General features: G+C 60.1%; 21 protein-coding genes. 16 read left to right on the top strand and 5 right to left on the bottom strand.

What is annotated here, in order from left to right; genetic code table 11:
• The first annotated feature begins 7 nt into the window (after positions 1–7).
• The 3 genes from rpoD (at position 8) to Q0288_RS10030 (ending at position 2818) form a co-directional block, all read left to right on the top strand.
• Positions 8–1321 carry an RNA polymerase sigma factor RpoD gene (gene rpoD / locus Q0288_RS10040; RefSeq protein WP_299429982.1) on the top strand — a complete coding sequence of 438 codons (1314 nt, stop codon included), beginning with the start codon at positions 8–10 and terminating at the stop codon, positions 1319–1321.
• An 82-nt stretch (positions 1322–1403) separates the two neighbouring features.
• A complete protein-coding gene (locus Q0288_RS10035) occupies positions 1404–2084 on the top strand; it encodes a hypothetical protein (protein WP_299429980.1) in 681 nt (226 codons plus the stop codon).
• A gap of 296 nt (positions 2085–2380) precedes the next feature.
• Positions 2381–2818 (top strand): SufE family protein, encoded by a 438-nt coding sequence (locus Q0288_RS10030; RefSeq protein WP_299429978.1) that lies wholly within the window; start codon positions 2381–2383, stop codon positions 2816–2818.
• Positions 2819–3001: 183 nt separating this feature from the next.
• Here Q0288_RS10030 and Q0288_RS10025 read toward each other — a convergent pair whose 3' ends face one another.
• Positions 3002–5137 (bottom strand): ATP-binding cassette domain-containing protein, encoded by a 2136-nt coding sequence (locus Q0288_RS10025; protein ID WP_299429977.1) that lies wholly within the window; start codon positions 5135–5137, stop codon positions 3002–3004.
• A 480-nt stretch (positions 5138–5617) separates the two neighbouring features.
• On the opposite strand from Q0288_RS10025, the gene Q0288_RS10020 reads away from it, so the two are divergent.
• Entirely contained in the window at positions 5618–6199 is a 582-nt protein-coding gene (locus tag Q0288_RS10020; RefSeq protein WP_299429974.1) for a GNAT family protein, read from the top strand.
• Positions 6200–6362: 163 nt separating this feature from the next.
• Here the strand turns inward: Q0288_RS10020 and hpaR are convergent, their stop codons facing one another.
• Positions 6363–6842 carry a homoprotocatechuate degradation operon regulator HpaR gene (hpaR, locus tag Q0288_RS10015; RefSeq protein ID WP_299429972.1) on the bottom strand — a complete coding sequence of 160 codons (480 nt, stop codon included), beginning with the start codon at positions 6840–6842 and terminating at the stop codon, positions 6363–6365.
• Positions 6843–6965: 123 nt separating this feature from the next.
• On the opposite strand from hpaR, the gene hpaI reads away from it, so the two are divergent.
• Both hpaI and Q0288_RS10005 read left to right on the top strand, forming a co-directional pair.
• The gene (hpaI, locus tag Q0288_RS10010; protein WP_299429970.1) at positions 6966–7907 is read left to right on the top strand and encodes a 2,4-dihydroxyhept-2-ene-1,7-dioic acid aldolase; all 942 of its coding nucleotides are present in this window, start codon (positions 6966–6968) and stop codon (positions 7905–7907) included.
• Between the two features lie 102 nt (positions 7908–8009).
• The gene (locus Q0288_RS10005) at positions 8010–8804 is read left to right on the top strand and encodes a fumarylacetoacetate hydrolase family protein (protein WP_299429968.1); all 795 of its coding nucleotides are present in this window, start codon (positions 8010–8012) and stop codon (positions 8802–8804) included.
• Positions 8805–8806: 2 nt separating this feature from the next.
• Here the strand turns inward: Q0288_RS10005 and Q0288_RS10000 are convergent, their stop codons facing one another.
• Positions 8807–9247 carry a type II toxin-antitoxin system VapC family toxin gene (locus tag Q0288_RS10000; protein ID WP_299429966.1) on the bottom strand — a complete coding sequence of 147 codons (441 nt, stop codon included), beginning with the start codon at positions 9245–9247 and terminating at the stop codon, positions 8807–8809.
• Complete coding sequence (locus tag Q0288_RS09995; RefSeq protein WP_299429964.1) at positions 9235–9459, bottom strand: hypothetical protein; 225 nt, start codon at positions 9457–9459, stop codon at positions 9235–9237. Before Q0288_RS09995 ends, Q0288_RS10000 begins: the two co-directional genes overlap by 13 nt.
• Before the next feature lie 27 nt (positions 9460–9486).
• Here Q0288_RS09995 and hpaE point away from each other — a divergent pair, with 27 nt between their 5' ends.
• Positions 9487–11004: a 5-carboxymethyl-2-hydroxymuconate semialdehyde dehydrogenase gene (gene hpaE, locus Q0288_RS09990; protein ID WP_299429962.1), complete on the top strand. Its 1518-nt coding sequence runs from the start codon at positions 9487–9489 to the stop codon at positions 11002–11004.
• A 20-nt stretch (positions 11005–11024) separates the two neighbouring features.
• On the opposite strand, the gene Q0288_RS09985 is transcribed toward hpaE, so the two are convergent.
• Positions 11025–11363, bottom strand: coding sequence for an endonuclease domain-containing protein (locus Q0288_RS09985; RefSeq protein ID WP_299429960.1), 339 nt, complete (start codon positions 11361–11363; stop codon positions 11025–11027).
• A 112-nt stretch (positions 11364–11475) separates the two neighbouring features.
• Between Q0288_RS09985 and hpaB the strand changes: the two genes are divergently transcribed.
• The 9 genes from hpaB to Q0288_RS09940 all read left to right on the top strand — a co-directional run.
• Positions 11476–12933 (top strand): 4-hydroxyphenylacetate 3-monooxygenase, oxygenase component, encoded by a 1458-nt coding sequence (hpaB, locus tag Q0288_RS09980; protein WP_299429958.1) that lies wholly within the window; start codon positions 11476–11478, stop codon positions 12931–12933.
• Positions 12934–13014: 81 nt separating this feature from the next.
• On the top strand, positions 13015–13488 hold the full coding sequence (gene hpaC / locus Q0288_RS09975; protein WP_299429956.1) for a 4-hydroxyphenylacetate 3-monooxygenase reductase subunit: 474 nt from the start codon (positions 13015–13017) through the stop codon (positions 13486–13488).
• A 16-nt stretch (positions 13489–13504) separates the two neighbouring features.
• Complete coding sequence (gene hpaD / locus Q0288_RS09970) at positions 13505–14476, top strand: 3,4-dihydroxyphenylacetate 2,3-dioxygenase (protein ID WP_299429954.1); 972 nt, start codon at positions 13505–13507, stop codon at positions 14474–14476.
• A gap of 13 nt (positions 14477–14489) precedes the next feature.
• The gene (locus Q0288_RS09965) at positions 14490–14852 is read left to right on the top strand and encodes a hypothetical protein (protein ID WP_299429952.1); all 363 of its coding nucleotides are present in this window, start codon (positions 14490–14492) and stop codon (positions 14850–14852) included.
• A 209-nt stretch (positions 14853–15061) separates the two neighbouring features.
• On the top strand, positions 15062–15319 hold the full coding sequence (locus Q0288_RS09960; protein ID WP_299429950.1) for a hypothetical protein: 258 nt from the start codon (positions 15062–15064) through the stop codon (positions 15317–15319).
• Positions 15316–16911 carry a 3-hydroxyacyl-CoA dehydrogenase NAD-binding domain-containing protein gene (locus tag Q0288_RS09955; RefSeq protein ID WP_299429948.1) on the top strand — a complete coding sequence of 532 codons (1596 nt, stop codon included), beginning with the start codon at positions 15316–15318 and terminating at the stop codon, positions 16909–16911. Before Q0288_RS09960 ends, Q0288_RS09955 begins: the two co-directional genes overlap by 4 nt.
• The gene (locus tag Q0288_RS09950) at positions 16908–18101 is read left to right on the top strand and encodes an ABC transporter substrate-binding protein (RefSeq protein ID WP_299429946.1); all 1194 of its coding nucleotides are present in this window, start codon (positions 16908–16910) and stop codon (positions 18099–18101) included. Before Q0288_RS09955 ends, Q0288_RS09950 begins: the two co-directional genes overlap by 4 nt.
• A gap of 98 nt (positions 18102–18199) precedes the next feature.
• Positions 18200–19231, top strand: a complete 1032-nt coding sequence (locus Q0288_RS09945; protein ID WP_299429944.1) for a branched-chain amino acid ABC transporter permease — start codon at positions 18200–18202, stop codon at positions 19229–19231.
• An 8-nt stretch (positions 19232–19239) separates the two neighbouring features.
• Positions 19240–20961, top strand: a 1722-nt coding sequence (locus tag Q0288_RS09940; protein ID WP_299429942.1) for a branched-chain amino acid ABC transporter ATP-binding protein/permease, incomplete at its 3' end; no start/stop codon positions are given.

Raw genomic sequence — 20961 nt, 5'->3', positions numbered from 1 at the left:
CCTGGCCATGGATGCTGGTGAACTCGAGGCCCCAGAGATCGAGATGGCCGATATCGCCGACCTCGAGGCCGGGCCCGACCTCGGCGATCTGGTGCCCCCCACCCCCAAAGCCGGCAAGCCAGCCGTGGTGTTGGTAGATGAGGAAATCGGTGAGGAAGTGCTGGAGGGCGACCTCGAGGAAATCGAAATCCTCGAGCCGGACTTTGCCCTGGGCACGCTCCCGGTCGAAGAGGCCGAAGAGGAAGTCGAAGACGACCTGCCCCTGCCGCGCATCTCCACCTCCGACCCGGTACGGCAGTACCTTCACGAAATCGGTCAGGTGCCCCTCCTGACGCTGGAAGAAGAAATTGACCTGGCCCGCCGCGTCGAGGATGGAGTAGCGGCTGCCCAGCGGTTGGCCGAAGAGACCGGACTGGAAGCCGAGCTGATCCGCCATGTGCTGCGCAGTCAGGTGCAGGGTAGCAGCCGGGTAAGCAACATTCCTGGAACCGAGCTGCGCATTGACCCCGATACCGTGCAGGCAGTAGATGCCCGCCTCAGGCTGCTGGATCGCATGGTCAAGCGCCACCTGCACATCGCCCGTGACGGTGAAATCTGTCGCCAGCATCTGATTGAGGCCAACCTGCGCCTGGTGGTTTCGATTGCTAAGAAGTACACCGGGCGCGGCCTCTCCTTCCTCGACCTGATCCAGGAGGGCAACCAGGGCCTGATCCGGGCAGTGGAGAAGTTCGAGTACAAGCGCCGCTACAAGTTCTCCACCTACGCCACCTGGTGGATCCGCCAGGCCATCAACCGGGCTATTGCCGACCAGGCCCGTACCATTCGCATCCCGGTGCATATGGTCGAGACCATCAACAAGCTGACCCGCACCGCCCGCCAGATGCAGCAGGAGCTGGGCCGCGAGCCGGCCTACGAGGAAATTGCCGAGGCCATGGGGCCTGGCTGGGACGCCAAAAAGGTCGAGGAGACCTTCAAAATTGCCCAGGAGCCGGTGAGCCTCGAGACCCCCATCGGCGACGAAAAGGACCGCTTCTATGGGGACTTCATCCCCGACGAGCACATGGCCTCGCCGGTAGACTCCGCCGCCCAGAGCATGTTGTCGGAGGAGCTGGAAAAAGCCCTTGGCAAGCTCTCCGAGCGTGAAGCGATGGTGCTCAAGCTGCGCAAGGGCCTGATTGATGGGCGGGAGCACACCCTGGAAGAAGTGGGCGCCTACTTTGGCGTGACCCGCGAGCGCATCCGCCAGATCGAGAACAAAGCCCTGCGCAAACTCAAGTACCACGAATCACGCACCAGAAAGCTCCGCGATTTCCTGGACTGATCCCTTACAGGTTCGCAAGATGTGAGAGGGGCGTTTTGCTGCTCTCACATTTTTGTTTTAGGCTACGACCTTGAGGTGAAGCGTGAAACTCTACTCTCTACTCGCCGGAATCGCAGTGATGGGTCTTCTGGCCGGTTGCCAGGGCGCACCTACCGTCAAGCTTCAAGCTTCCATTGGAACCTACAGCGCTGCCACTACCGGGAGAGCCTATGTGCTGGTTCTGCGCCCTCAGCAACATCCCAACAGCTTCAGCATAAATGTGAGCGGGCCAGGAGGCTACAACGAGACCATTATCCTGCAAAGTTCATCGGCTCGCTCGCTATCGGGGGTTTGGTGGGAGTATAGCTGGGATGCCAGCCGCGCTCTCAACAGCGGGAGTTACGTCTTTTCAGCGACGATAGATGGCAAAACTGAACAGGTCACCCTCAATATTGATGCAAATAGTGTCCTGGCACGTCCCACCGTTACAGTGGGAGCCAGTCCAACCACCACGAACGTCTCGGCCTCCTGGAACCACATAAGTGGTGCAAACGCATATCTGGTGCGTCTGGTTAATCGCAGCAGTGGCAGCGTGGTCGCCCGCAATTCCGTAACGTCCAACAACACTGCTTTTAGCAACCTGAACCTGAACACCACCGATTCGTATGCGGTGGAGGTATACGCTGCCTCCAGCAATATCGCAAGTGATCCTCCTGGTATCCCAGAACAATTCAACATGTCCCTGGGCGAAAGCAGCTCATTTACCGTAGCCCAAGCACCCTGAAGCATCCTCGAGGTTGTGCTGTCCCGATGAGCAGCCTTGCTGAAAAGGGCTCGTCCTACCCGCAAATCTACGACCACCTGGTTCGGGGAGGCTCGCACCCGAAGTGCGCTGTATGCGACGGTAGCAAAAAAGCGGCCCAGGGCTTGCCCCTGAACCTGGGGCCGCCAGGCCAGGCAGGTGCGTAATTACACCCTCCTGGGTTGGGATTTGCTCAAGTTGGTACCGCTAGAGTGGTGTTCGCCGCATCGTGAACAAAACCCTAGACCCTTCCTCCCCTACCCCTTACTCTGTTGTTTATGACCGCCGAAGAACGCCTGGCCCTGTTGCCCACTAAATTACAGGGTGTAGTGCAGATGCTGGGAAGTGCACCCAAGGTTATCAAGACCGAGATGCTGCTGGCGTTTGCCAAGAAGATGCCTCCGCTGCCCGAGGGAATGCAGGGCAGACTCGAGCAGGTTCACGAGTGTACTACCCCCTTTTTTGTCCACGCCGAGCTGGAGGGTTCCATAGTGCACCTTTTTTTTGATGCCCCCAAAGAAGCCCCTACCGTTCGAGCTTTTGCTGGGTTGCTGGCCGAAGGGCTGGAAGGTGAAAGCCGGGAGGCTGTGTTGAGCGTACCGGAAGATTTCTATACCCTGGCCAAGCTCGAAGAAATCATCACCCCCCTGCGGCTGCGGGGCTTACAGGCTGTACTAACCCGTATCAAGCGCCAGGTGCGCGAAGCGCAAAATTGAGGATTCCGGCTCCAATCGAGGGTCTGAGAACAAGTTTTTTTAGCACCCATCCAGGTACAGTCGAAAGTCAATGGTCAAAGACCGGGGAAAAAAACCTGGTCTGGGGTTCCGATACGCCCTGTGAGATTCAAACCAGACGAGTGCAGATCCAAAAACCTGCAACTAAAGCCCTAGAACCGTCGCTTAACCCCGCAAGGAACCCGGCCCTGGCCTGGTTTTCCTGCGCTTACTGCGTCGCCCGAATGACCTGGCCTGCGATGCCGGGATCGCAACTGCACCGGTGGCAAACTGCTTCAGATAGGTTTTGCGGCCAAAACCCTGCTGGCCATAACGCACCACCGCAACGTCCTCGAGCTCAAAAGCGATGCGCAGGATAGCCCGCAGGAAACGGGGGCTGGCCCTGCCCTCAAGGGTCAGCACGCGACCCGAAAACTCCCCATTAATAGCCTCGTCGAGGTGCCAGAAGCGCCACAAATCCAGCTCGACATCGGCAAAGACTTCCAGGCCCTGCTGGCAAACCCGGTGCAAATAGGGGTAGGGCTGGAAATAGTCCTGGGCATACTTTCGCTGGAGGGCCTCCTCGAGGGCGAGTAAATCGGCCCGCAGACGTAAGCGGCCCCGGTCGGTCTGCTCGGTTTCGCTCAGGCGCTCGAGCAAAGCCATGCGCTCGTCCTCGAGGTCGCGTTCCTCGACCGGTTTCTCCTCCCCCTGGGGCAGCTCCCCATAAGGGCTCTGGCGTACGGCGGGCTTACCCAGCATAGCGGCCTCGGCCTCGGGATAGCTGGGGTATTCCACCAGCACCCCGGCCTCGAGGCCCCAGTACCTCGTAGCCACCTTCCGAACCAGTTCGCGGTCGTGCGAGACGAACAGCAGGGTGCCGGGGAAGTCGGTCAGGGCACGCTCGAGGGCCTCCAGGAGTTCAAGTTCTAAGTGGTTGGTGGGCTCGTCCATCACCAGCAAACCTGCCCGCAAAGCTCCCAGCAAAGCCAGCCCAGCCCTGGCCCGCTCACCACCAGAAAAGCTGCGGGGTACATGGTTCCAGTGCGGGGGCCTGAAACCCATACGACCCAACAAAGCCGCAGCCCGCATCTCGCCAAATCGGCTGGAAAACTGGGCAAAGAGCGGCTGTTCTGGCTCCAAACCGTGATACAACTGGTCAAGGTAGGCAGTGCTCACGCCATAGCCCAGAGTCCGTTCACCCGCGTCCGGCAGTTCCCTGGAAAGCAGCAAGCGCAGCAGGGTGGTCTTGCCCACCCCGTTGGCCCCTACCAGCACGATGCGGTCGCCACGGAAAATCCGTAGCGTTGCGTTGCGAATAACCCTCCGCAAATCTCCTTCTTCCCGGCTCGGATAAGACTTCGCCAGCTCCTTCGCCTCGAGCACCAGGCTCGGTGTCCCCTCGGCGGCGATTTCCAGGCTCCAGCGACGCTCGGGGGGAAGCGGATCGGGCACGTGAATGCGTCCGGCCCTGGTTTGCAGCAAAGCCTTCTCGCGGGCCCGGCGATCCGAGCCAGGCCGCCGCCGATCTGGAATGGACTGGAGCAGACGCTTGCGCTCTTTTTCAGCTTCATGACGGGCTTTATCCAGGGTACGCCGGATACGTTCACGCTCCAGCAGATACGTCGAATAGCCCCCCGCAACTCGGAACAAGTGCCCTGCCTCGAGGTGGTAGACGGTGGTGGCGACCCTCGAGACCAGGGCCCGGTCATGGGAGATAAAGCCCACTGCACCGCGATACTCGAGCAGTAGCTCTTCCAGGCGCAGCCGCATCTTCAAGTCGAGGTGGGTGGTCGGCTCATCGAGCAGCAACACCTCGGCGCTGGAAAGAAAGGTCATAGCCAGCCCCAAACGAACCGCTTCTCCACCCGAAAGCTGTTCGGCTGGTTGCTCCCAGAGCGCACCCAGGCCAAAATCGGCCAGGGTTCGGGCCACCCGTCCTTTCCAGAAGGAAAGCTCGCGGATGCGGCTCCAGACCTCACCCGCAGCCTCGGGCGGGGTGTGTTGCAGCTCGAGTTCGGCCCGGTGCAGGGGCGTGATGGCCAGGGCCAGGGCATACACGCTGGAGCCGGTGGGTCGAAAGTCCTGTGGCAGGTAGACCACCTTCGCACCGGTGGGCCGTAACAGGCTGCCCTGATCGAGGGGCAAGCGTCCGCTCAGGGCCTGGAACAGGGTACTTTTTCCAGCCCCATTTGGCCCGATCAAAGCAACCCGCTCACTCGGCTCCAACCAGAGGTTGGCATCTTTGAACAAGACCCGCTCGCCAAAGGATTTTTCACCTTTGCTCAACCGGAGGAGTACCTGGGGCTTCTGGCGCAGCACAACCCCTCAAGGGTAGCGCGCCCGTCTCGAGGCGTCCACTACGGACGCGGAGAGGCTTTGTACTGCCCACCGGCGTACCAGCAGCGGTGCGCCCCGAAACAAGCGTCTCGAGGCGTCCACTACGGACGCGGAGAGGCTTTGTACTGCCCACCGGCGTACCAGCAGCGGTGCGCCCCGAAACAAGCGTCTCGAGGCGTCCACTACGGACGCGGATGAGTGGTCTACTCTCGGTTTGTATTTGTGCTGAAACACCCCGCAATGAGCGTCTCGAGGCGTCAAAGCTACCCCTTTCAACCCCCGCTTTAGCGCGTGCTTAGCTCTTCAACACTACCGCAACATGCAGCAAGATAAACCCCGAACGAACCACCGTTTCCTGGTACAGGCTTACTGCGTGAACAGGGCATAAAAACCGATGACCTGGCGTAAATTCGGGCGGAATTCACCCTGCATAGTTGGAAGGGGTTGTAAGGTAGGGAAGTCATGTTGGAAGTGCAACTGCGCCCACTGGCTATAAGCGATCTGGCCCGCGTCCTGGAGTGGAGCCGGGATGAAGCTTTTTGCCTGGCCAATGGCTGGCCGGTAGGGTTGCCGGCGGAGCAGTTGCAGGACTGGTTTGTCCGGTTGATCAACAATCCACCGGCAGACCTGATTCGCAAAGGGATTGTGGTTAAGACCGCGCAGTACCCCGAAGGCCATCTGGTGGGTTTTGTGGATTTGCGCGAACTCAATCCACTGGAACGGCGGGCCCGGCTGCGAATCGCCATCGGCGACGAGGTGCACCGGGGGCAGGGCGTAGGGTATGCCGCGGGCCTCCAGATGCTCGAGCATGGCTTTACCGAGCTGGGCTTGGATCGGATCACTGCCGAAATTCACAGCTCCAATGCCCGCATGCGAAACCTGGTCGAGAGAATAGGCTTTGTTCGAGAGGGCATCCTGCGCCAGCACGAGACCCGCCAGGGAATCAGAGAGGATGTTCACCTCTACGGCATGCTCCGGGAGGAGTTTCAGCCTCTGGAATTACCCTTGATCGAAGCGCTCTCGGCAGATTCGGAAAGTCGGTGAATCCCAGCACACCCTTCCGGCTACCGCCTTCCGCCCCGATCTTCTGAAGCAAGGGCTATACCTGAGAACTTTAGGGTGCCTACCGTAGTGGGCGTACCGGTTCAGGAAACCCTGAGGCGGCCAGGAAGCAGTTCAGCAACCCGGGTACACTCAATGGGCTGGGTCAACAGGGTTCGGAAGCAGTTCCCAACCCATTTTCCAACTCCTCCAGTAGCGCATAGAGCTGCTCGAGTTTTCGCCTGCCCAGGATCCGCTCGATTTCCGCATAGACTTCCACGATCTGGGGCTTGATCCGCTCGACCAGGGCTTTCGATTCAACGGTTAGAGCGATCAGGATACTGCGACCATCGGCATGGTTGGCTTTGCGCCGCGTCAGTCCCCGGCTTTCCATTCGCTTCAAGATGCCGGTCATGCTGGGCAGTTGAATCTGGCACTGTTCGGCCAGAAGCGAGATTTCCAACCCCTCCCGCCCTTCCAGTGCCCGCAAGATACGCCACTGCTGCTCGGTTAGACCGTACTGGGAAAGCACTACCCGGAAGCGCTGCACCACCGCTTCGCGTGTGCGCAGCAAGGCCATCGGCAATGAGTGCGTGAGGTCACGCAAAAGTCGGCTGGAAGGTTCTTTCGGGAGGGTCGGAGTCATCGTAGGTACCCTGGAGGGACAATTGTACTAAAGCCTTCAAACTATGCTACAGTTTTACTTAACATATTAACTATCTCGGTAGGTCTGTAAACAGCCTGGGTCACACACTGGCGAAGGAGCACAATGTTTGAGTTCAAAGGCAGCATCGTACCCCTGGTTACCCCGTTCAAGAACGGTGCAATTGACCAGCCCGCCATGGAACAGCTCATCGAGCGGCAGATTGAAGCCGGCTCACACGCCCTGAGCGTGGGGGGAACCACCGGCGAGCCCGGCACCCTGAGCGTAGAGGAACGAAAATACCTGATCGAGCTGGCGCTGCGCATCATCCGGGGCCGCCTTCCGCTACTGGCCGGCACCGGAACCCTGCGGCTGGACGAGACCCTGGAAATCACCCGGGCTGCCCACAAAATGGGGGCCCAGGGTGCCCTGGTTATCACCCCTTACTACCTCAAGCCCAACCAGGAGGGGCTCTACCGTTTTTTTGGTCAGACCGCCCAGGCCGTGCCCGAGATACCGGTAATTTTGTACAACATTCCGGGGCGCTCGAGTATCGAGATCAAGATCGAGACCGTGGCCAGACTGCGCCGCGACTTCAAAAATATCGTCGGCATCAAGCACTCCTCCAAGGATGTCGAGTACGTCTCGGAGCTGCTGCGAAAGGTGGGCCGGGATTTTTCTGTTTACTGCGGCCTCGAGGCCCTGACCTTCCCGATGATGTGTGTGGGTGCGGTCGGCACCATCGCCGCTACCGCCAACTGGCTGCCCCGCGAGACCGCCCAGATGTGTCAGCTCACGCTGGAAGGCCGGTACAAAGAAGCCCTGGAGCTGCACTATCATGGGCTTCAGGCCAACGACGCCGTCTTCTGGGACACCAACCCCATCCCGCTCAAAACTGTGCTCTCCTGGATGGGCCTGTGCCAAAAGGAGTGGCGCGAGCCCCTGGGCCCCACCACCCCCGAGATCGAGGCCCGCCTGCGCCGCATGGCCGAGACCTACGGCCTGATTTCGCCAGAACCCAAAGGCCGCGAAGTTCTGCCAGACCCGACGGGGAAACAGTATGTCTGAGCGCTGCGCGCCGTCGAGGGTCAAGTGTCAAGGGTCTAGCGCCAACCGCCTCCCTCGTCTTTTGGCCCTCGACCCTGGATCCTCCACCCTGGACATTCTTCTATGAAACTCGCCCGCTTCATATCCAAAGGCCGTCCGTTGCAGGGGCATCTGCAAGACGGGATGCTGGTTGACCATGCCGGTGAGGCCCACCACCCCGACCAGGTGCAGTGGCAGCTGCCGGTGCAGCCTGGCAAGGTGATCGCGCTAGCCCTGAACTTTGCCGAGCACGCCGACGAGTTCGGCCTGAAGCGCCCTGCCGAACCAGCCCTGTTCTGGAAGCCCAACACTACCCTGCTGCCCCACAAAGGCACGGTGATCTACCCACAGGGGGCAAAGTTTATGCACTTCGAGTGCGAACTGGCGGTCATTGTGGGACGAAACATGCGTCGGATCAAGGCCAAAGATGCCATGGACTACGTGGGTGGCTACACCATCGCCAACGACCTGGTGGTGCGCGACTACGTGACCAACCTCTTCCGCCCGCCCATCCGGGGCAAAGGCTGGGACACCTTCGGGCCGCTGGGGCCATACTATGTGACTGCCGACGAAATCCCCGACCCCCACCATGCGACGATGCGGGCCTATGTGAACAACCAGCTGCGCCAGGAGGCCACCACTCAGGGCATGATTTTCTCGATTCCCGAAGTACTCGAGTTCATCAGCCGCTTTATGACCTTAGAGCAAAACGACGTAATCCTGACTGGAACCCCCAGGGGCATCTCGCAGGTGCAGCCGGGAGATGTAATGCGGATGGAGATCGAGGGCCTGGGTGCGCTGGAAAACGCTATCGAGTGGGAGACCGACAAAGCCGAGCCGTTGATCGGTGAGGAAGGCGACAGGTCGCTGGTGCTATGATTTCACCTCGCAAAGTCCTGCAAGAGCAGCGTCTTGAGACCGGCATGCTTAATTCGGTGGTCGTTGGTCAGGAACACCTCGCAACCGCTGCTCAGGGCTGTTGCCAGATGAATGGCATCGGGCAGCTTGAGTCCAGTTGTTCCCCGCAAACGAGCGGCCTCGAGCAAAATCGTCCGCAAAACCGGCACAACCTCAAGCCCCCTTCGGCTGCGAATGGCCATCTCGTAAAAGGCTTGATGTTGAATATTTGTGTTCTGAATAGGCTTTATCAACGCTTCCGCCAATGCCAGCTCACTGGTGACAGTCTGAATGGCAGCACTGTCAATCGCCTTGAACAATGTCTCAAGAGCGTGACTAACCTCGGGGAAGCCCTCAAGCGCGTATATAAAAACATTAACATCCAGATAGGTCTTTCGGCCTGCAATCCGGCTCAGGATATCCAAGTGTCGCGCTCCTTACGGATATGCTCATCGGCTTCGGCCCTGGAGCCAAAGTTGCCGCTGGCCTTTCCGAGCAAACTCTCCAGGCTGGGCGCCTTAGCTGTAGCTTCTATCAGCACTATCACCTCGGCGGTTGCGCCCTCCAGCAGTTCCGGCGAGTTTAGCTCAATCTGCCCGTCTTTCTTTACCACCACTTTTTGCCGCACCACAACCATACCGTTATTGTACAAGGAGATCCGACCATGAAACTCGCCGAGAAAACCAAGCCCATCAGCCCTGAGTTTATTACTCAGGTGCGGCAGAAGATTGCGGCCAGTGGAGTCAGGCACTTCATCGCCGGTGAGTTTGTACCGGGGGAGCGAGAAGAGCTGTTCGAGAGCTTAGACCCCTCCAACAACCAGCTCCTGGCCAAAGCCTACAAAGGCCACGCCGAAGACGTGGACAAAGCTGCTAAGGCTGCCAAAGCCGCCTTTGGCAAGTGGAAACTCAATGCGAAGGCACGCAAGCAGTATCTGCTAAAGATCGCCGAGGTGCTGGAAAAGCACGGCGACGAGCTGGCGGTAATGGAGTGCCTGGACGCGGGGCAGCCCCTGCGGATCGTGCGAGCCCAGGTGGCAAGGGCGGCGGAGAACTTCAGCTTTTATGCCGAGTACCCCGAGCGCACCATGGATGGGCGTACCTATCCGGTAGACGGCGACTGGCTCAACTACTCGGTGCGCGTGCCGGTGGGCGTTTGCGGCATCATCACCCCCTGGAACGCCCCTATGATGCTCTCCACCTGGCGCATCGCCCCCGCACTGGCCTTCGGCAACACCGTGGTGCTCAAACCCGCCGAGTGGTCGCCCCTGACCGCCTGGAAGCTGGCCGAAATTATGCAGGAGGCCGACCTGCCGCCGGGGGTATTCAACGTGGTGCAGGGCTTCGGCGAAGAAGCCGGTGACGCGCTGGTGAAACACCCCGAGGTGCCACTCATCGCCTTTACCGGCGAGACCACCACCGGCAGCATCATCACCAGAAACGCTGCCGAACAGCTCAAGCGACTGAGCCTGGAACTGGGTGGAAAGTCCCCCGCTGTAATTTTTGACGATGCCGACCTGGACCGCGCCGTGGATGCCACAGTGTTCCAGATTTACAGCTTCAACGGCGAGCGCTGCACCGCCAACAGCCGCGCACTGGTTCAGGAGACCATCTTCGACGAGTTTGTAAGCCGGGTAGCCACAAGAGCAGCCAGGGTGAAGGTGGGCCACCCGCTAGACCCCCAGACCGAAGTGGGGCCGCTGATTCACCCCGAGCATTTTGACCGCGTGATGGAGTACGTGGAGACTGGCAGGCGGGAGTCCAGACACGTCTATGGCGGTGAACGGGTAGGGCATGAAGGCAACTATGTGCGGCCTGGACTGTTTGTGGCCGAGAACCACCACGTAATAGCCCAGGAGGAAATTTTTGGCCCCATCCTGGCGGCAATTAGGTTCAAAGATGAAGCGGATGCACTGGAAAAAGCCAACGACTCCCGGTACGGGCTGGCTTCGTACGTCTGGACAAAAGACGTATCGCGTGCGCACCGTGTGGCCCTGCACCTGGAAGCCGGCATGACCTGGATTAATTCCCACAACGTCCGCCACCTGCCCACCCCTTTTGGCGGGGTAAAGTTTAGTGGAACCCACCGCGAGGGCGGGGAGCATAGCCTCGAGTTCTACACCGAACTCAAGCACATTGCGGTGCCACTGACCGAGCACCCCATTCCGCAGTTTGGGAAGTGAGAATGGCACGGGAGTTAGCGTTACGGCTCGTCGAGGGCATGTCGGATGGTCTCCAGCACACCCTCGAGGTTGGTTTTCACGTCCCCGTTCCAGAAGCGAAGGGTTCGGAAGCCCCGCTGCTCAAAAAACTCGTCTCGAGCTTTGTCCGTCGGGCTGTCCGCGTGTTGGCTGCCATCCAGTTCAATGATCAGCTTCTTCTCAAAGCAAACAAAGTCCACAATGTATGGCCTCATCGGCTCCTGACGGCGGAAGGCCACGCCCAGCTGGTTGCGCTTGAGACACTTCCACAGCAGGCGCTCATCGGGGGTCATACGCTTCCGCAGCCCTCGGGCGAGTTCACCAAACTCTCTATCCGTCACCGGGGTTCATTATCTCTCAAATCAAGCCCCGTAACGCAAATAACCCAGCCACCACTATCGCCTCCCCCTACGCGGGGGAGGGCAGGGTGGGGGGTTGGTTTCAGGAGGAATCATGGCACGCACCGGTAAGCAGTACCTGGACGCTCTAAGGGCCAGCCCACCCAACATCTGGTACAAGGGTGAGAAAATAGAAGACCCCACCCTCCATCCGGTGTTCAAAGGCATCACCCAGTCGGTGGCGCGGCTCTACGAGATGCAGCACGACCTGCGCTACCGCGACATCCTCACCTACGAGGACAATGGTCAGCGCTACGCCATGAGCCTGCTGCCTGCCAGAACCAAAGAAGATCTGGCAAAGCGCAGTGCGGCCTATAAGCTCTGGGCCGATGCCAATCTGGGCATGATGGGCCGCAGTCCGGATTATCTGAATGCGGTGCTGATGGCCTTCGAGCAGAGCGCCGATTTCTTTGGCGAGTACGCCGAAAACGTGCGCCGCTATGTGCAACACGTGCGCGAGCACGACCTCTGTACGACCCATTGCCTGACCAACCCGCAGGTTAACCGAGCAAAATCAAACCTCGAGCAGCCCGACCCCTTTATCCCGCTGGGCGTGGTGAGCCAGAACGGAGCGGGCATTGTGGTACGGGGGGCACGAATGCTGTCCACCCTCCCCACCGCCGACGAGCTGCTGGTCTTCCCCTCCACACTGCTCAAGGAAGGGCCAGGGGCCGACAAATATGCGGTGGCCTTCGCCATCCCGACCAGTACCCCGGGGCTGCACTTCATCAGCCGTGAGAGCCTTGTTGCCGGTGATTCTGCTTACGATCACCCACTGGGAAGCCGCCTAGATGAGATGGACTGTCTCACGGTCTTCGACGATGTGTTTGTACCGAAAGAGCGCATCTTCATCCTGGGCGATTTACAACGCTGCAATACTGCCTATGCTGAAACCGGTGCGCTTATGCAGATGGCCCACCAGGTGGTGGTGCTCAAAACTGCCAAGACCGAGGCCTTTCTGGGGCTGGTTTCGCTGATTGGCGAGACCATCGGGGCCGACACCTTCCCGCATGTGCAGGAGAAAATCGCCGAAGTAATTGTTTACCTCGAGGCCATGAAGGGCTTCTGGGCCAGGGCCGAACTGGATGCCAGGCTCAACAAGTACGGCCTGCTATGCCCGGATCGGGGAGCCATAGATGGAGCCCGGAACCTCTATCCCCGGCTCTACCCGCGCATCAACGAGATCGTCCACCAGATCGGAGCCTCCGGAATGATTACCCTGCCCTCCGAGGCCGATTTTGACTCGCCGGTGGGGCAGTATCTGGAAAAATTCTTGCAGTCCGCTACCCTGCCGGCCCGCGAGCGTGTACAACTTTTCCGCCTGGCCTGGGATATGACCATCAGTGGATTCGGTGCACGCCAGACCCTGTACGAGCGTTTCTTCTTTGGCGACCCGGTACGCATGTACCAGACGCTGTTTGCCGCCTACGATAAAGAGCCCTACAAGCAGCGCATCAGGGATTTCCTGGGCTGGAAGCAGCAGGCCCAGCCGGAGGCAGTCGCCAGCGACTAACCCTGATGGCTTGTAGCGAAAGCTTACGGCCAAAGCCGTTTCGCTCTCAGCTATAAGCTATCGGCTATCGGCGGGAGCCATATGGAAACCACTGAACCCTCTCTCCGCGACCAGCTCCGCCAGGTCATGAGCCACTGGCCCAGCGGGGTCACGGTAATTGCTGCACGTTATGGCGATGAGGCCAGGGGCATGACCGCCAGCAGCTTCACCAGTGTCAGCCTGGAACCTCCGCTGATCCTGGTCTGCATCGCCGAGACCGCCCACCTCTGGCCCATCCTGGAAAAGGCCGGACACTTTACCGTGAACCTGTTGCCAGAAGGCCACGAGCATACCTCGGCCCATTTTGCTGGCCGTCCGATTGAAGGCTACGAACCTCTTACACAAGAGGAAAGCCCGGTGCTCAGGGGAGCGTTGGCCACGCTCTACTGCAAGACCTGGGCCATCTACCCCGGCGGAACCCACCAGATTGTGGTGGGCGAGGTCGAAAAAGTGGCCCTGGGAGAAGAAGTCAGGCCGCTGCTGTACTGGAACCGAGGCTACCGCCAACTGCCCTGATGTGAGGTGAGACTGTATGACCCAGATTCCAAATGTAATCCGCATCGGACACGGGGTCTTTTATGTGACCGACCTCGAGCGCTCCCGCCATTTTTATGTGGATCTGCTGGGCCTCAACGTTCTACACGAAAGCCGGGATGCTTTGTACCTGCGCGGCACCGAGGATCGCGAGTGGACCCTGAAGCTCGAGCGAGCGTCTCAACCTGGCATCAAGCACCTGGGCTACCGGGTGGCAGGCGACCTCGATCTGCAACTGCTGGCCGAGCTGGCCGAATCCCAGAACCTCCCCTACCGCTGGGAGGTCGAGCAAGACCGGCCCAGGCTGCTTCGGCTGCAAGACCCCTTCGGGATTCCGGTGACATTTTACGCAGAAAGCCAGAAATATCCCTGGCTGTTGCAGCGCTACGACCTGCACAAGGGGCCTGGTCTCCAGCGCATAGACCATATCAATGTAACGAGTCCCCAGGTAGAGGCCATAACCCGCTGGTACATGAACCATCTGGCCTTCCGCATGTCGGAGTATACCGAGGGCGATGACGGCAGAATCTGGGCCGCCTGGATTCACCGCAAGGGCAACGTCCACGACCTGGCCTTTACCAACGGCACTGGCCCCCGGCTGCACCACTTTGCCTACTGGATGCCCGACGCCCTGAGCATCATCCGCGCCTGCGACATTCTGGCGGGGGCCATGCAGACCGACGCCATTGAGCGCGGCCCCGGCAGACACGGCATCTCAAATGCTTTCTTTCTCTATCTGCGCGACCCCGACGGACACCGCATCGAACTTTATACCTCCGACTACAGCACCGTAGACCCCGACTTTGAGCCGATCCGCTGGAGCCTCAACGACCCCCGTCGCCAGACCTTGTGGGGGGCCAAAACTCCCAGGAGCTGGTTTCTGGAAGGAAGCCTTATGGAGGCCTTCGAGGGTGGCTGGGTGCAGGCTCTGGAGTCCGAATTGCACGGGCTGCCGCAGCATGTGATCTGAGAGGAGACTCCCGATGAAACTTGATGATAAACAGGCCCACACTCCCACACCAGCCCCTGGCAACTGCCCCGTGACGGGCCTGGGAACCGAATTCAACCCCTTCAAAGATCCCTACCTGGCCGACCCCTACCCCTTTCTGACCCGGGCCCGCCGAGAGGAGCCGGTGTTCTACAGCCCCGAGCTGGACTACTGGGTCGTCACCCGCTACAACGATATCAAGTCCATCTTCCAAGATCCGGCGACTTTCTCGGCTGCCAGCACCCAGAGCCCCATCAAGCCGCTCCCGCCCCAGGCCGTGCAACTGCTCAGGGAGGGGGGCTACCGGCCAGACCAGAGACAGGTCTTGTATCGTTTTGGTTCAGTGGGGATGGTCTAACACGCCACGATAGAAATTTCGGGGATGGTTTTACGCACAGCACTGCTGGGGTTTGCGTCGGCGCGGCTCTGTTGCCAGACCTCTACGGGTAGAGCAAATTCCTAACGGGGAGATACTTAGCGGGTTCCGACCGCCTCGAGGGCCTCCAAGGGGATCTTTTACCCAGGGGCAGGTACGGCTACTGAAGGGTGTCGTGCGGAAGAACCTCAATGGACAACCGCCGGGGATTGCTGGTCTTCGCCGCTATCATCATCCGCATTCGGATCCTGTTCATGCGGGTGCTGATGGGTGGGGGGAGTGGGCGAGCAAAGGTGCTGACGGCTGTGCAGCTGACCGAGGATCAAAGGCGGGATGGGTTGGGAAAATTCTGGTTTAGAGCCTTGACACCGGAAAAAACTGCGATTAGACTTACGCCCAATGTAAAGTTAGACAAACAAGTGTTTGTTTGTTTGGAGGAGGCCGGGTGAAGGAAACGGTAGCGGTTCTGGGGGCTGGAACGATGGGACGTGGCATCGCGCAGGTTGCGGCGATAGCCCAGCATTCGGTCTGGCTCTACGACCCCTACCCAGCCTCCCTCGAGCAATCCCTCTCCGAGATTCACGCCGACCTGCATAAAAGCGCCGATAAAGGGCGCTTACCGGGCACGGTGGAAGAAACCCTGGCCCGCATTCACCCTACCCGGTCGCTGGAGGACTGTGCCAAAGCCGAGCTGGTCATCGAAGCAGCACCGGAGAAGCTCGAGCTCAAACAAGAGCTGCTGGAAAAACTGGGCGAACTCAATCCCGACAGTATCCTTACTACCAACACCTCCACTTTTTCCATCTCGGCCATTGCCAGCAAGGTCAACCGCCCCGAACGGGTGCTGGGGCTGCATTTTTTCAACCCCGCCCAGCGCATGAAACTCGTCGAGGTGGTGGGGGGTCTGCGAACCGCCGAGCCTGCCCTCGAGCGGGTGTTGCAACTGATGCGAGGCTGGGGCAAGGAGCCGGTAAAGGTATTAGACGCTCCTGGCTTTTTGGTGAACCGGGTGGCCCGTCCCTTCTATGGCGAGGCCTTGAAACTGCATGGGGAAGGCATTGCCAAGGAGCACCTGGACTGGATTATGCGCGGCATGGGCTTCCCGATGGGGCCTTTTGAGCTGATGGATCTGATCGGGCTGGATGTCAACTATGCCGCCACGACCTCCGTGTACCAGAGTTTTTATGGCGAACCCCGCTACCGGCCCCACCCATGGCAATACCAACGGGTCGCCGCCGGGATGCTGGGGCGCAAAACCAACCAGGGTTGGTATAGCTATCCCCCTGGGCCTCCGCCTCTCCCCACACCCCCTACGCCTCAGCCCAAAGACATCCCCCTCCCCATCATCATTGGCCCCAACCCACTCGCCAAAGAACTCCGGGCCAGATTCAGGCACACCGAAAGTATGGCCGAGGCCCAGTTTGTGCTGGACTGCCGGGTCAAGCTTGAACGCAAACACGACTTTTTCGAAAACCTGCCGGTGGTCTCGCTGGTCTGGGCGCACTCCGCCAGCACCGTGCAGGCCGAGTTTCGGGGCCGCATGGTGGCGGGGTTTAGTCTGGTTCCTCCTGCCGGCAAGCAAGCCATCGTCGAACTCTTTACCCCCCTATCGGGCTCCAGTCAAGCAGTAAGGCTCGCACAAACCTATTTCACCGCCCACGGATACAACACCCTGGTTCTTCCCGACCAGCCCGGCGGGGTCGGATTCCGCATCCTGGCCTTGCTCATCAACGAGGCCGTGTCGGCGCTGGCAGAAGGAGTGGCCAGACCTGCCGACCTGAACCGGGCCATGCGCCTGGGCACCGGCTATCCGCTGGGCCCCCTGGAATGGGCCGGGCATATCTGGCTCAAGCCGGTTTTGCGGGCCCTGGAAGGGCTGCATGCCGAGCTGGGCGAGGATCGTTACCGTCCGCACCCTCTGCTGCGCCGGATGGTGGCAGCAGGCCTTGAAACCTTTGGGAGTCTATCCTCGCCCCATCAAACACCCCAGGGCGCAGATGAGGGAGATTCACAAACCAGCACGACGAAGGAGGCATCATGAAGCAGGCTCTGGTAGGACTACTGGCACTTGGACTGGGACTGGGACTGGCCCAGCAGGCACCGCTCAAGATCGGGGTGGTGGTTTCGACTACTGGCCCAGCGGCCAGCCTGGGCATCCCCGAGCGGAACACCCTGGTGATGCTGGAAGAACAGGTCAACCGACGCGGTGGCGTGGCAGGACGCCCAGTACAGCTCATTGTTATTGACGATGCTTCCGATACCACTCAGGCGGTACGGGCCACCCGGCGCCTGATCCAGGAAGACCAGGTGCTGGCCATCATCGGCACCACCACCACCCCAGCCAGCCTGGGCATGATTGACCCGGTGGCCGAGGCCGGCGTTGCCAAGATCTCGATGGCTGCCAACCTCGAGATCGTCTTTCCGGTAGACGAAAAGCGGCGCTGGGTCTTCAAGACCCCCCAGACCGAGCAGCAGATGAGCATTCCCATCGTGCGGGATATGCAGGCCTCGAATATTCGTTCGGTGGCCTACATCGGCTTCAACGATGCCTACGGCGAAGGCTGGGCGCGGGCTTTTGAGGCCGCCGCCCGCGAGGCCGGGATCCAGGTGGTCGCCTCCGAGCGCTTTGCCCGCACCGATACTTCGGTGGCCGGGCAGGTGCTGCGCATCCTGGCCAGAAACCCCGATGCGGTCTTGATTGGAGGTTCGGGTACCGCCCCCGTACTGCCTCAGCGCACCCTGCGCGAACGTGGCTACCGGGGCCTGATCTACCAGACCCATGGTGTAGCCAACCCCGATTTTTTGCGGGTAGGGGGTGAGTTTGTGGTGGGCACACGCCTGCCGGCTGGCCCGGTACTGGTCTTTGACCAGCTGCCCGCTGGCTTCCCCAACCGCCAGGTAGCCACCAGTTATGTGCAGATGTACGAGGCCCGGTTCGGGATCGGGAGCTTCTCGACCTTTGGAGGACACGCCTACGATGCCTGGGCCATCCTGCGCCCGGCCCTCGAGCGGGCCCTGCGCCGCGAACAACCCACCAACCTGGCGGCCTTCCGCCGAACCGTGCGCGATGAACTCGAGGCCACCCGCAACGTGGTCGGAACCCACGGCATCTTCAATATGTCCCCCACCGACCACCTGGGCCTGCGCTTCAACGAGGCCGCCGTGATGGTCGAAATCGTGCGAGACCCCAACGGGAAGCTGGACTGGAGGCTGTTGAGAACCTTCAGGTAAGAGGCCCCCGGCCAATAGCCCATAGCTCATAGCCAAAACAAACCCTGGCTATCAGCTATGGGCCATGGGCTATCTGGCTATAAGCTAACTGCATCGTTATGGATTGGACTATCTTATCTTTTCTTGTCGCCGACGCCTTGCAGAATGGCACCATCTATGCCCTGCTGGCACTCTCGCTGGTGTTGGTGTTTGCCGTCACGCGGGTGATCCTGGTTCCGCTAGGGGAATTCCTGGTTTTTGCCCCCCTGACCTATGTGTGGTTTTTACCCTCCGAGGTGAGTGGGCTAGACCTGCAGGGCCAGATCCCAGGCACAGCCTGGCTTGCGGCAGCCATGCTCCTGTGGTGGGCCATTTTAGAGCGATCGAATCCAAGAAGAGCCGGTTTGCTTATTCTGGGTGCCCTGGGTGTGATGGGCACGGCCTGGTGGGGTGCGCAGGGCGTCCCGATCTGGCTGGGCTGGATTTTTGCCATCCTGGTGGTACTGCCCATCGGCCCCGCCTCCTACCGGCTGTTTTTTGAGCCCGCCAGGAACGCCAGTGTGCTCACCTACCTGATCATTGCGGTGGGTCTGCACTTTGCCTATATGGGGCTGGGATTGGTGTTTTTTGGCCCCGAGCAATTTCGTTTACCGGCTATTTTGACCGGGCAAACCACCATCGGGCTGGTACCGGTCAACAACCAGGCTTTCCTGGTGTATGGGTTTGCACTCCTGGCAATGCTGGGGCTCTACCTGTTTTTCACCCGCAGTATCTATGGCAAGGCTTTGCGGGCTTGCGCGGTCAATCGCTACGGGGCCCGGCTTCTGGGTATCAGCCCCAGCCAGGCCGGGTATGTCTCCTTTGGCATCGCCACCCTAATCGTGTGCATCAGCGGGATGCTGCTGGCCCCCCTGATTTCACCAGCCTACTTTCAGGGCTTTTTGCTGGGGCTCAAGGGTTTTGTGGCCGGGATTCTGGGGGGCCTGGTCAGCTACCCGCTGGCGGTGGTGGGAGCCCTGCTGGTAGGAGCACTGGAGTCCTGGGCTGCGTTCCAGGCCAGCGCGTACAAGGACGCCATCGTGTTTGCTCTGCTGCTGCCAATACTATTCTGGCGTAGCCTGCGCAGTCACGAGATTGGGGAGGAGGAGTGATGGGTAGCATGAAATCCTCCCCCTTGACGCAGCTGGCGGTGGCGCTGCTGCTGGTTGTGCCTTTGCTGCTGCCCCCGACCTCGTTCTATCTGACCATCGGCAACTATGTCGCGTTCGGAGCCCTGGTCGCGCTGGGGCTCTACCTGCTAACCGGCCTGTCGGGCATGACCAGTTTTGGGCAGGCCGCTTTCATGGGGCTGTCGGCCTACACCAGCGCTCTATTGACCATTGGCCAGGGCTGGAGCCCCTGGCTGACCCTGCCGCTGGGGGTGCTGATGGCGGTGGGTGGAGCAGTGCTGTTGGGCGGGATTACCGCCCGTCTCAAGGGGCACTATTTGCCCCTTTCGACCATTGCCTGGTGCATGGCGCTGTTTATTTTGATGGGGAGCTGGATCAGCCTGACCGGGGGGCATACCGGCCTGCGTGGGATTCCACCCATTTCAATCTTTGGCTGGCAACTGGGCGACTCGAGGAGCTATTTCTATCTGGCCTGGTTTTTTGTGTTGCTGGGAGCCTGGACGGCCTGGAACCTGACCAGCAGCCGCATCGGGCGGGCCATGCGGGCTTCCAAAGGGGATGCGATTGCCGCCGCCAGCTTTGGGGTCAATCCGGCGGTCTTGAAGCTCCAGGTCTTCGTGCTCTCGGCCATCTATGCCGGGGTCGCGGGCTGGCTGTACGTGCACTACCAGAAATTCATCAGCCCCACCCCCTTCAGCCTGGATGCCTCTATCAAGTACCTGATTGCTGCCGTAGCAGGTGGGGTGGGCAGCATACCGGGGGTAATACTGGGTTCGGGGCTGGTGACGGGCCTCGAGGAGATGCTCAAGGTGGTGTTGCCCCAGATTTTTGGGCGCACCGGCAACTATGAGATCATCGCCTATGGCCTGATTCTGGTGCTCATTCTGATGTTTGCTCCCAAGGGCTTGTGGCCCTTCATCGAGCGCTATCTCCCCAGGGCCAGACCGCAAGACCCGACAGGCAACGGTCTGCCGACCCGGCTGGCCGCAGGGCAGGCCGGAGAGGTTGTGCTGGAAGTGGACAACCTGACCAAACGCTTTGGTGGCCTGCTAGCGGTAAATGGTATGAATTTCCAGCTCCGCCGGGGTGAGATTCTGGCCCTGATCGGGCCCAACGGGGCGGGAAAGTCTACCTGCTTCAACATGATTACCTCGGTTTATGCTCCCAGCGAGGGCAGTGTTAGCTTCAAGGGCCGGCCCATTGCAGGCCGGATGCCCTATCAAGTACACAAGCTGGGGATTGCCCGTACCTTTCAGCATCCCCACCTGTTTCCCGAAATGACGGTACTGGAAAACGCAGCCCTGGGCACCTACGCCCGCACCCAAAGAGGCATTGTAGCTTCGATGTTTGGACTGTCTAAAGGCGAGGAGAACGCGGCTTTGGTAGAAGCATACCAGGCCCTGAACCGGGTCGGGCTAGCCCAGATTGCCCACCAGAAGGCCGATGGACTGGCCATCGGGCAGTTGCGCCTGCTGGAGATTGCCCGCGCACTGGCCTCAGGGCCCGAGGTGTTGCTGCTAGATGAACCCGCTGCCGGGCTCAGGGCCGGAGAAAAGCGCCAGTTTGCAGCCCTGATTCGCAGGCTGGTTAACGAAGGGGTCACGGTGTTGCTGGTGGATCACGATATGGATCTGGTGATGGGACTGGTAGACCGGGTGGTGGTAATGCACTATGGGGAGAAGCTGGCCGAGGGCACCCCAGCAGAGGTGCAA

Origin of the sequence: uncultured Meiothermus sp. (assembly GCF_937863175.1) — a bacterium.
Taxonomy (GTDB): Bacteria; Deinococcota; Deinococci; order Deinococcales; family Thermaceae; genus Meiothermus.
The sequence above is the reverse complement of the archived record's forward strand: the minus strand, read 5'-3'. Positions and strand labels throughout refer to the sequence as shown.

Excerpts from the sequence above, each read along its gene's own strand:
- rpoD (WP_299429982.1), top strand. The coding sequence starts at position 8 with ATGGATGCTGGTGAACTCGAGGCCCCAGAGATCGAGATGGCCGATATC.
- Q0288_RS10030 (WP_299429978.1), top strand. The coding sequence starts at position 2,381 with ATGACCGCCGAAGAACGCCTGGCCCTGTTGCCCACTAAATTACAGGGT.
- Q0288_RS10020 (WP_299429974.1), top strand. The coding sequence starts at position 5,618 with ATGTTGGAAGTGCAACTGCGCCCACTGGCTATAAGCGATCTGGCCCGC.
- hpaR (WP_299429972.1), bottom strand. The coding sequence starts at position 6,842 with ATGACTCCGACCCTCCCGAAAGAACCTTCCAGCCGACTTTTGCGTGAC.
- hpaI (WP_299429970.1), top strand. The coding sequence starts at position 6,966 with ATGTTTGAGTTCAAAGGCAGCATCGTACCCCTGGTTACCCCGTTCAAG.
- Q0288_RS10005 (WP_299429968.1), top strand. The coding sequence starts at position 8,010 with ATGAAACTCGCCCGCTTCATATCCAAAGGCCGTCCGTTGCAGGGGCAT.
- Q0288_RS09995 (WP_299429964.1), bottom strand. The coding sequence starts at position 9,459 with ATGGTTGTGGTGCGGCAAAAAGTGGTGGTAAAGAAAGACGGGCAGATT.
- hpaE (WP_299429962.1), top strand. The coding sequence starts at position 9,487 with ATGAAACTCGCCGAGAAAACCAAGCCCATCAGCCCTGAGTTTATTACT.
- hpaB (WP_299429958.1), top strand. The coding sequence starts at position 11,476 with ATGGCACGCACCGGTAAGCAGTACCTGGACGCTCTAAGGGCCAGCCCA.
- hpaC (WP_299429956.1), top strand. The coding sequence starts at position 13,015 with ATGGAAACCACTGAACCCTCTCTCCGCGACCAGCTCCGCCAGGTCATG.
- hpaD (WP_299429954.1), top strand. The coding sequence starts at position 13,505 with ATGACCCAGATTCCAAATGTAATCCGCATCGGACACGGGGTCTTTTAT.
- Q0288_RS09965 (WP_299429952.1), top strand. The coding sequence starts at position 14,490 with ATGAAACTTGATGATAAACAGGCCCACACTCCCACACCAGCCCCTGGC.
- Q0288_RS09960 (WP_299429950.1), top strand. The coding sequence starts at position 15,062 with ATGGACAACCGCCGGGGATTGCTGGTCTTCGCCGCTATCATCATCCGC.
- Q0288_RS09950 (WP_299429946.1), top strand. The coding sequence starts at position 16,908 with ATGAAGCAGGCTCTGGTAGGACTACTGGCACTTGGACTGGGACTGGGA.
- Q0288_RS09945 (WP_299429944.1), top strand. The coding sequence starts at position 18,200 with ATGGATTGGACTATCTTATCTTTTCTTGTCGCCGACGCCTTGCAGAAT.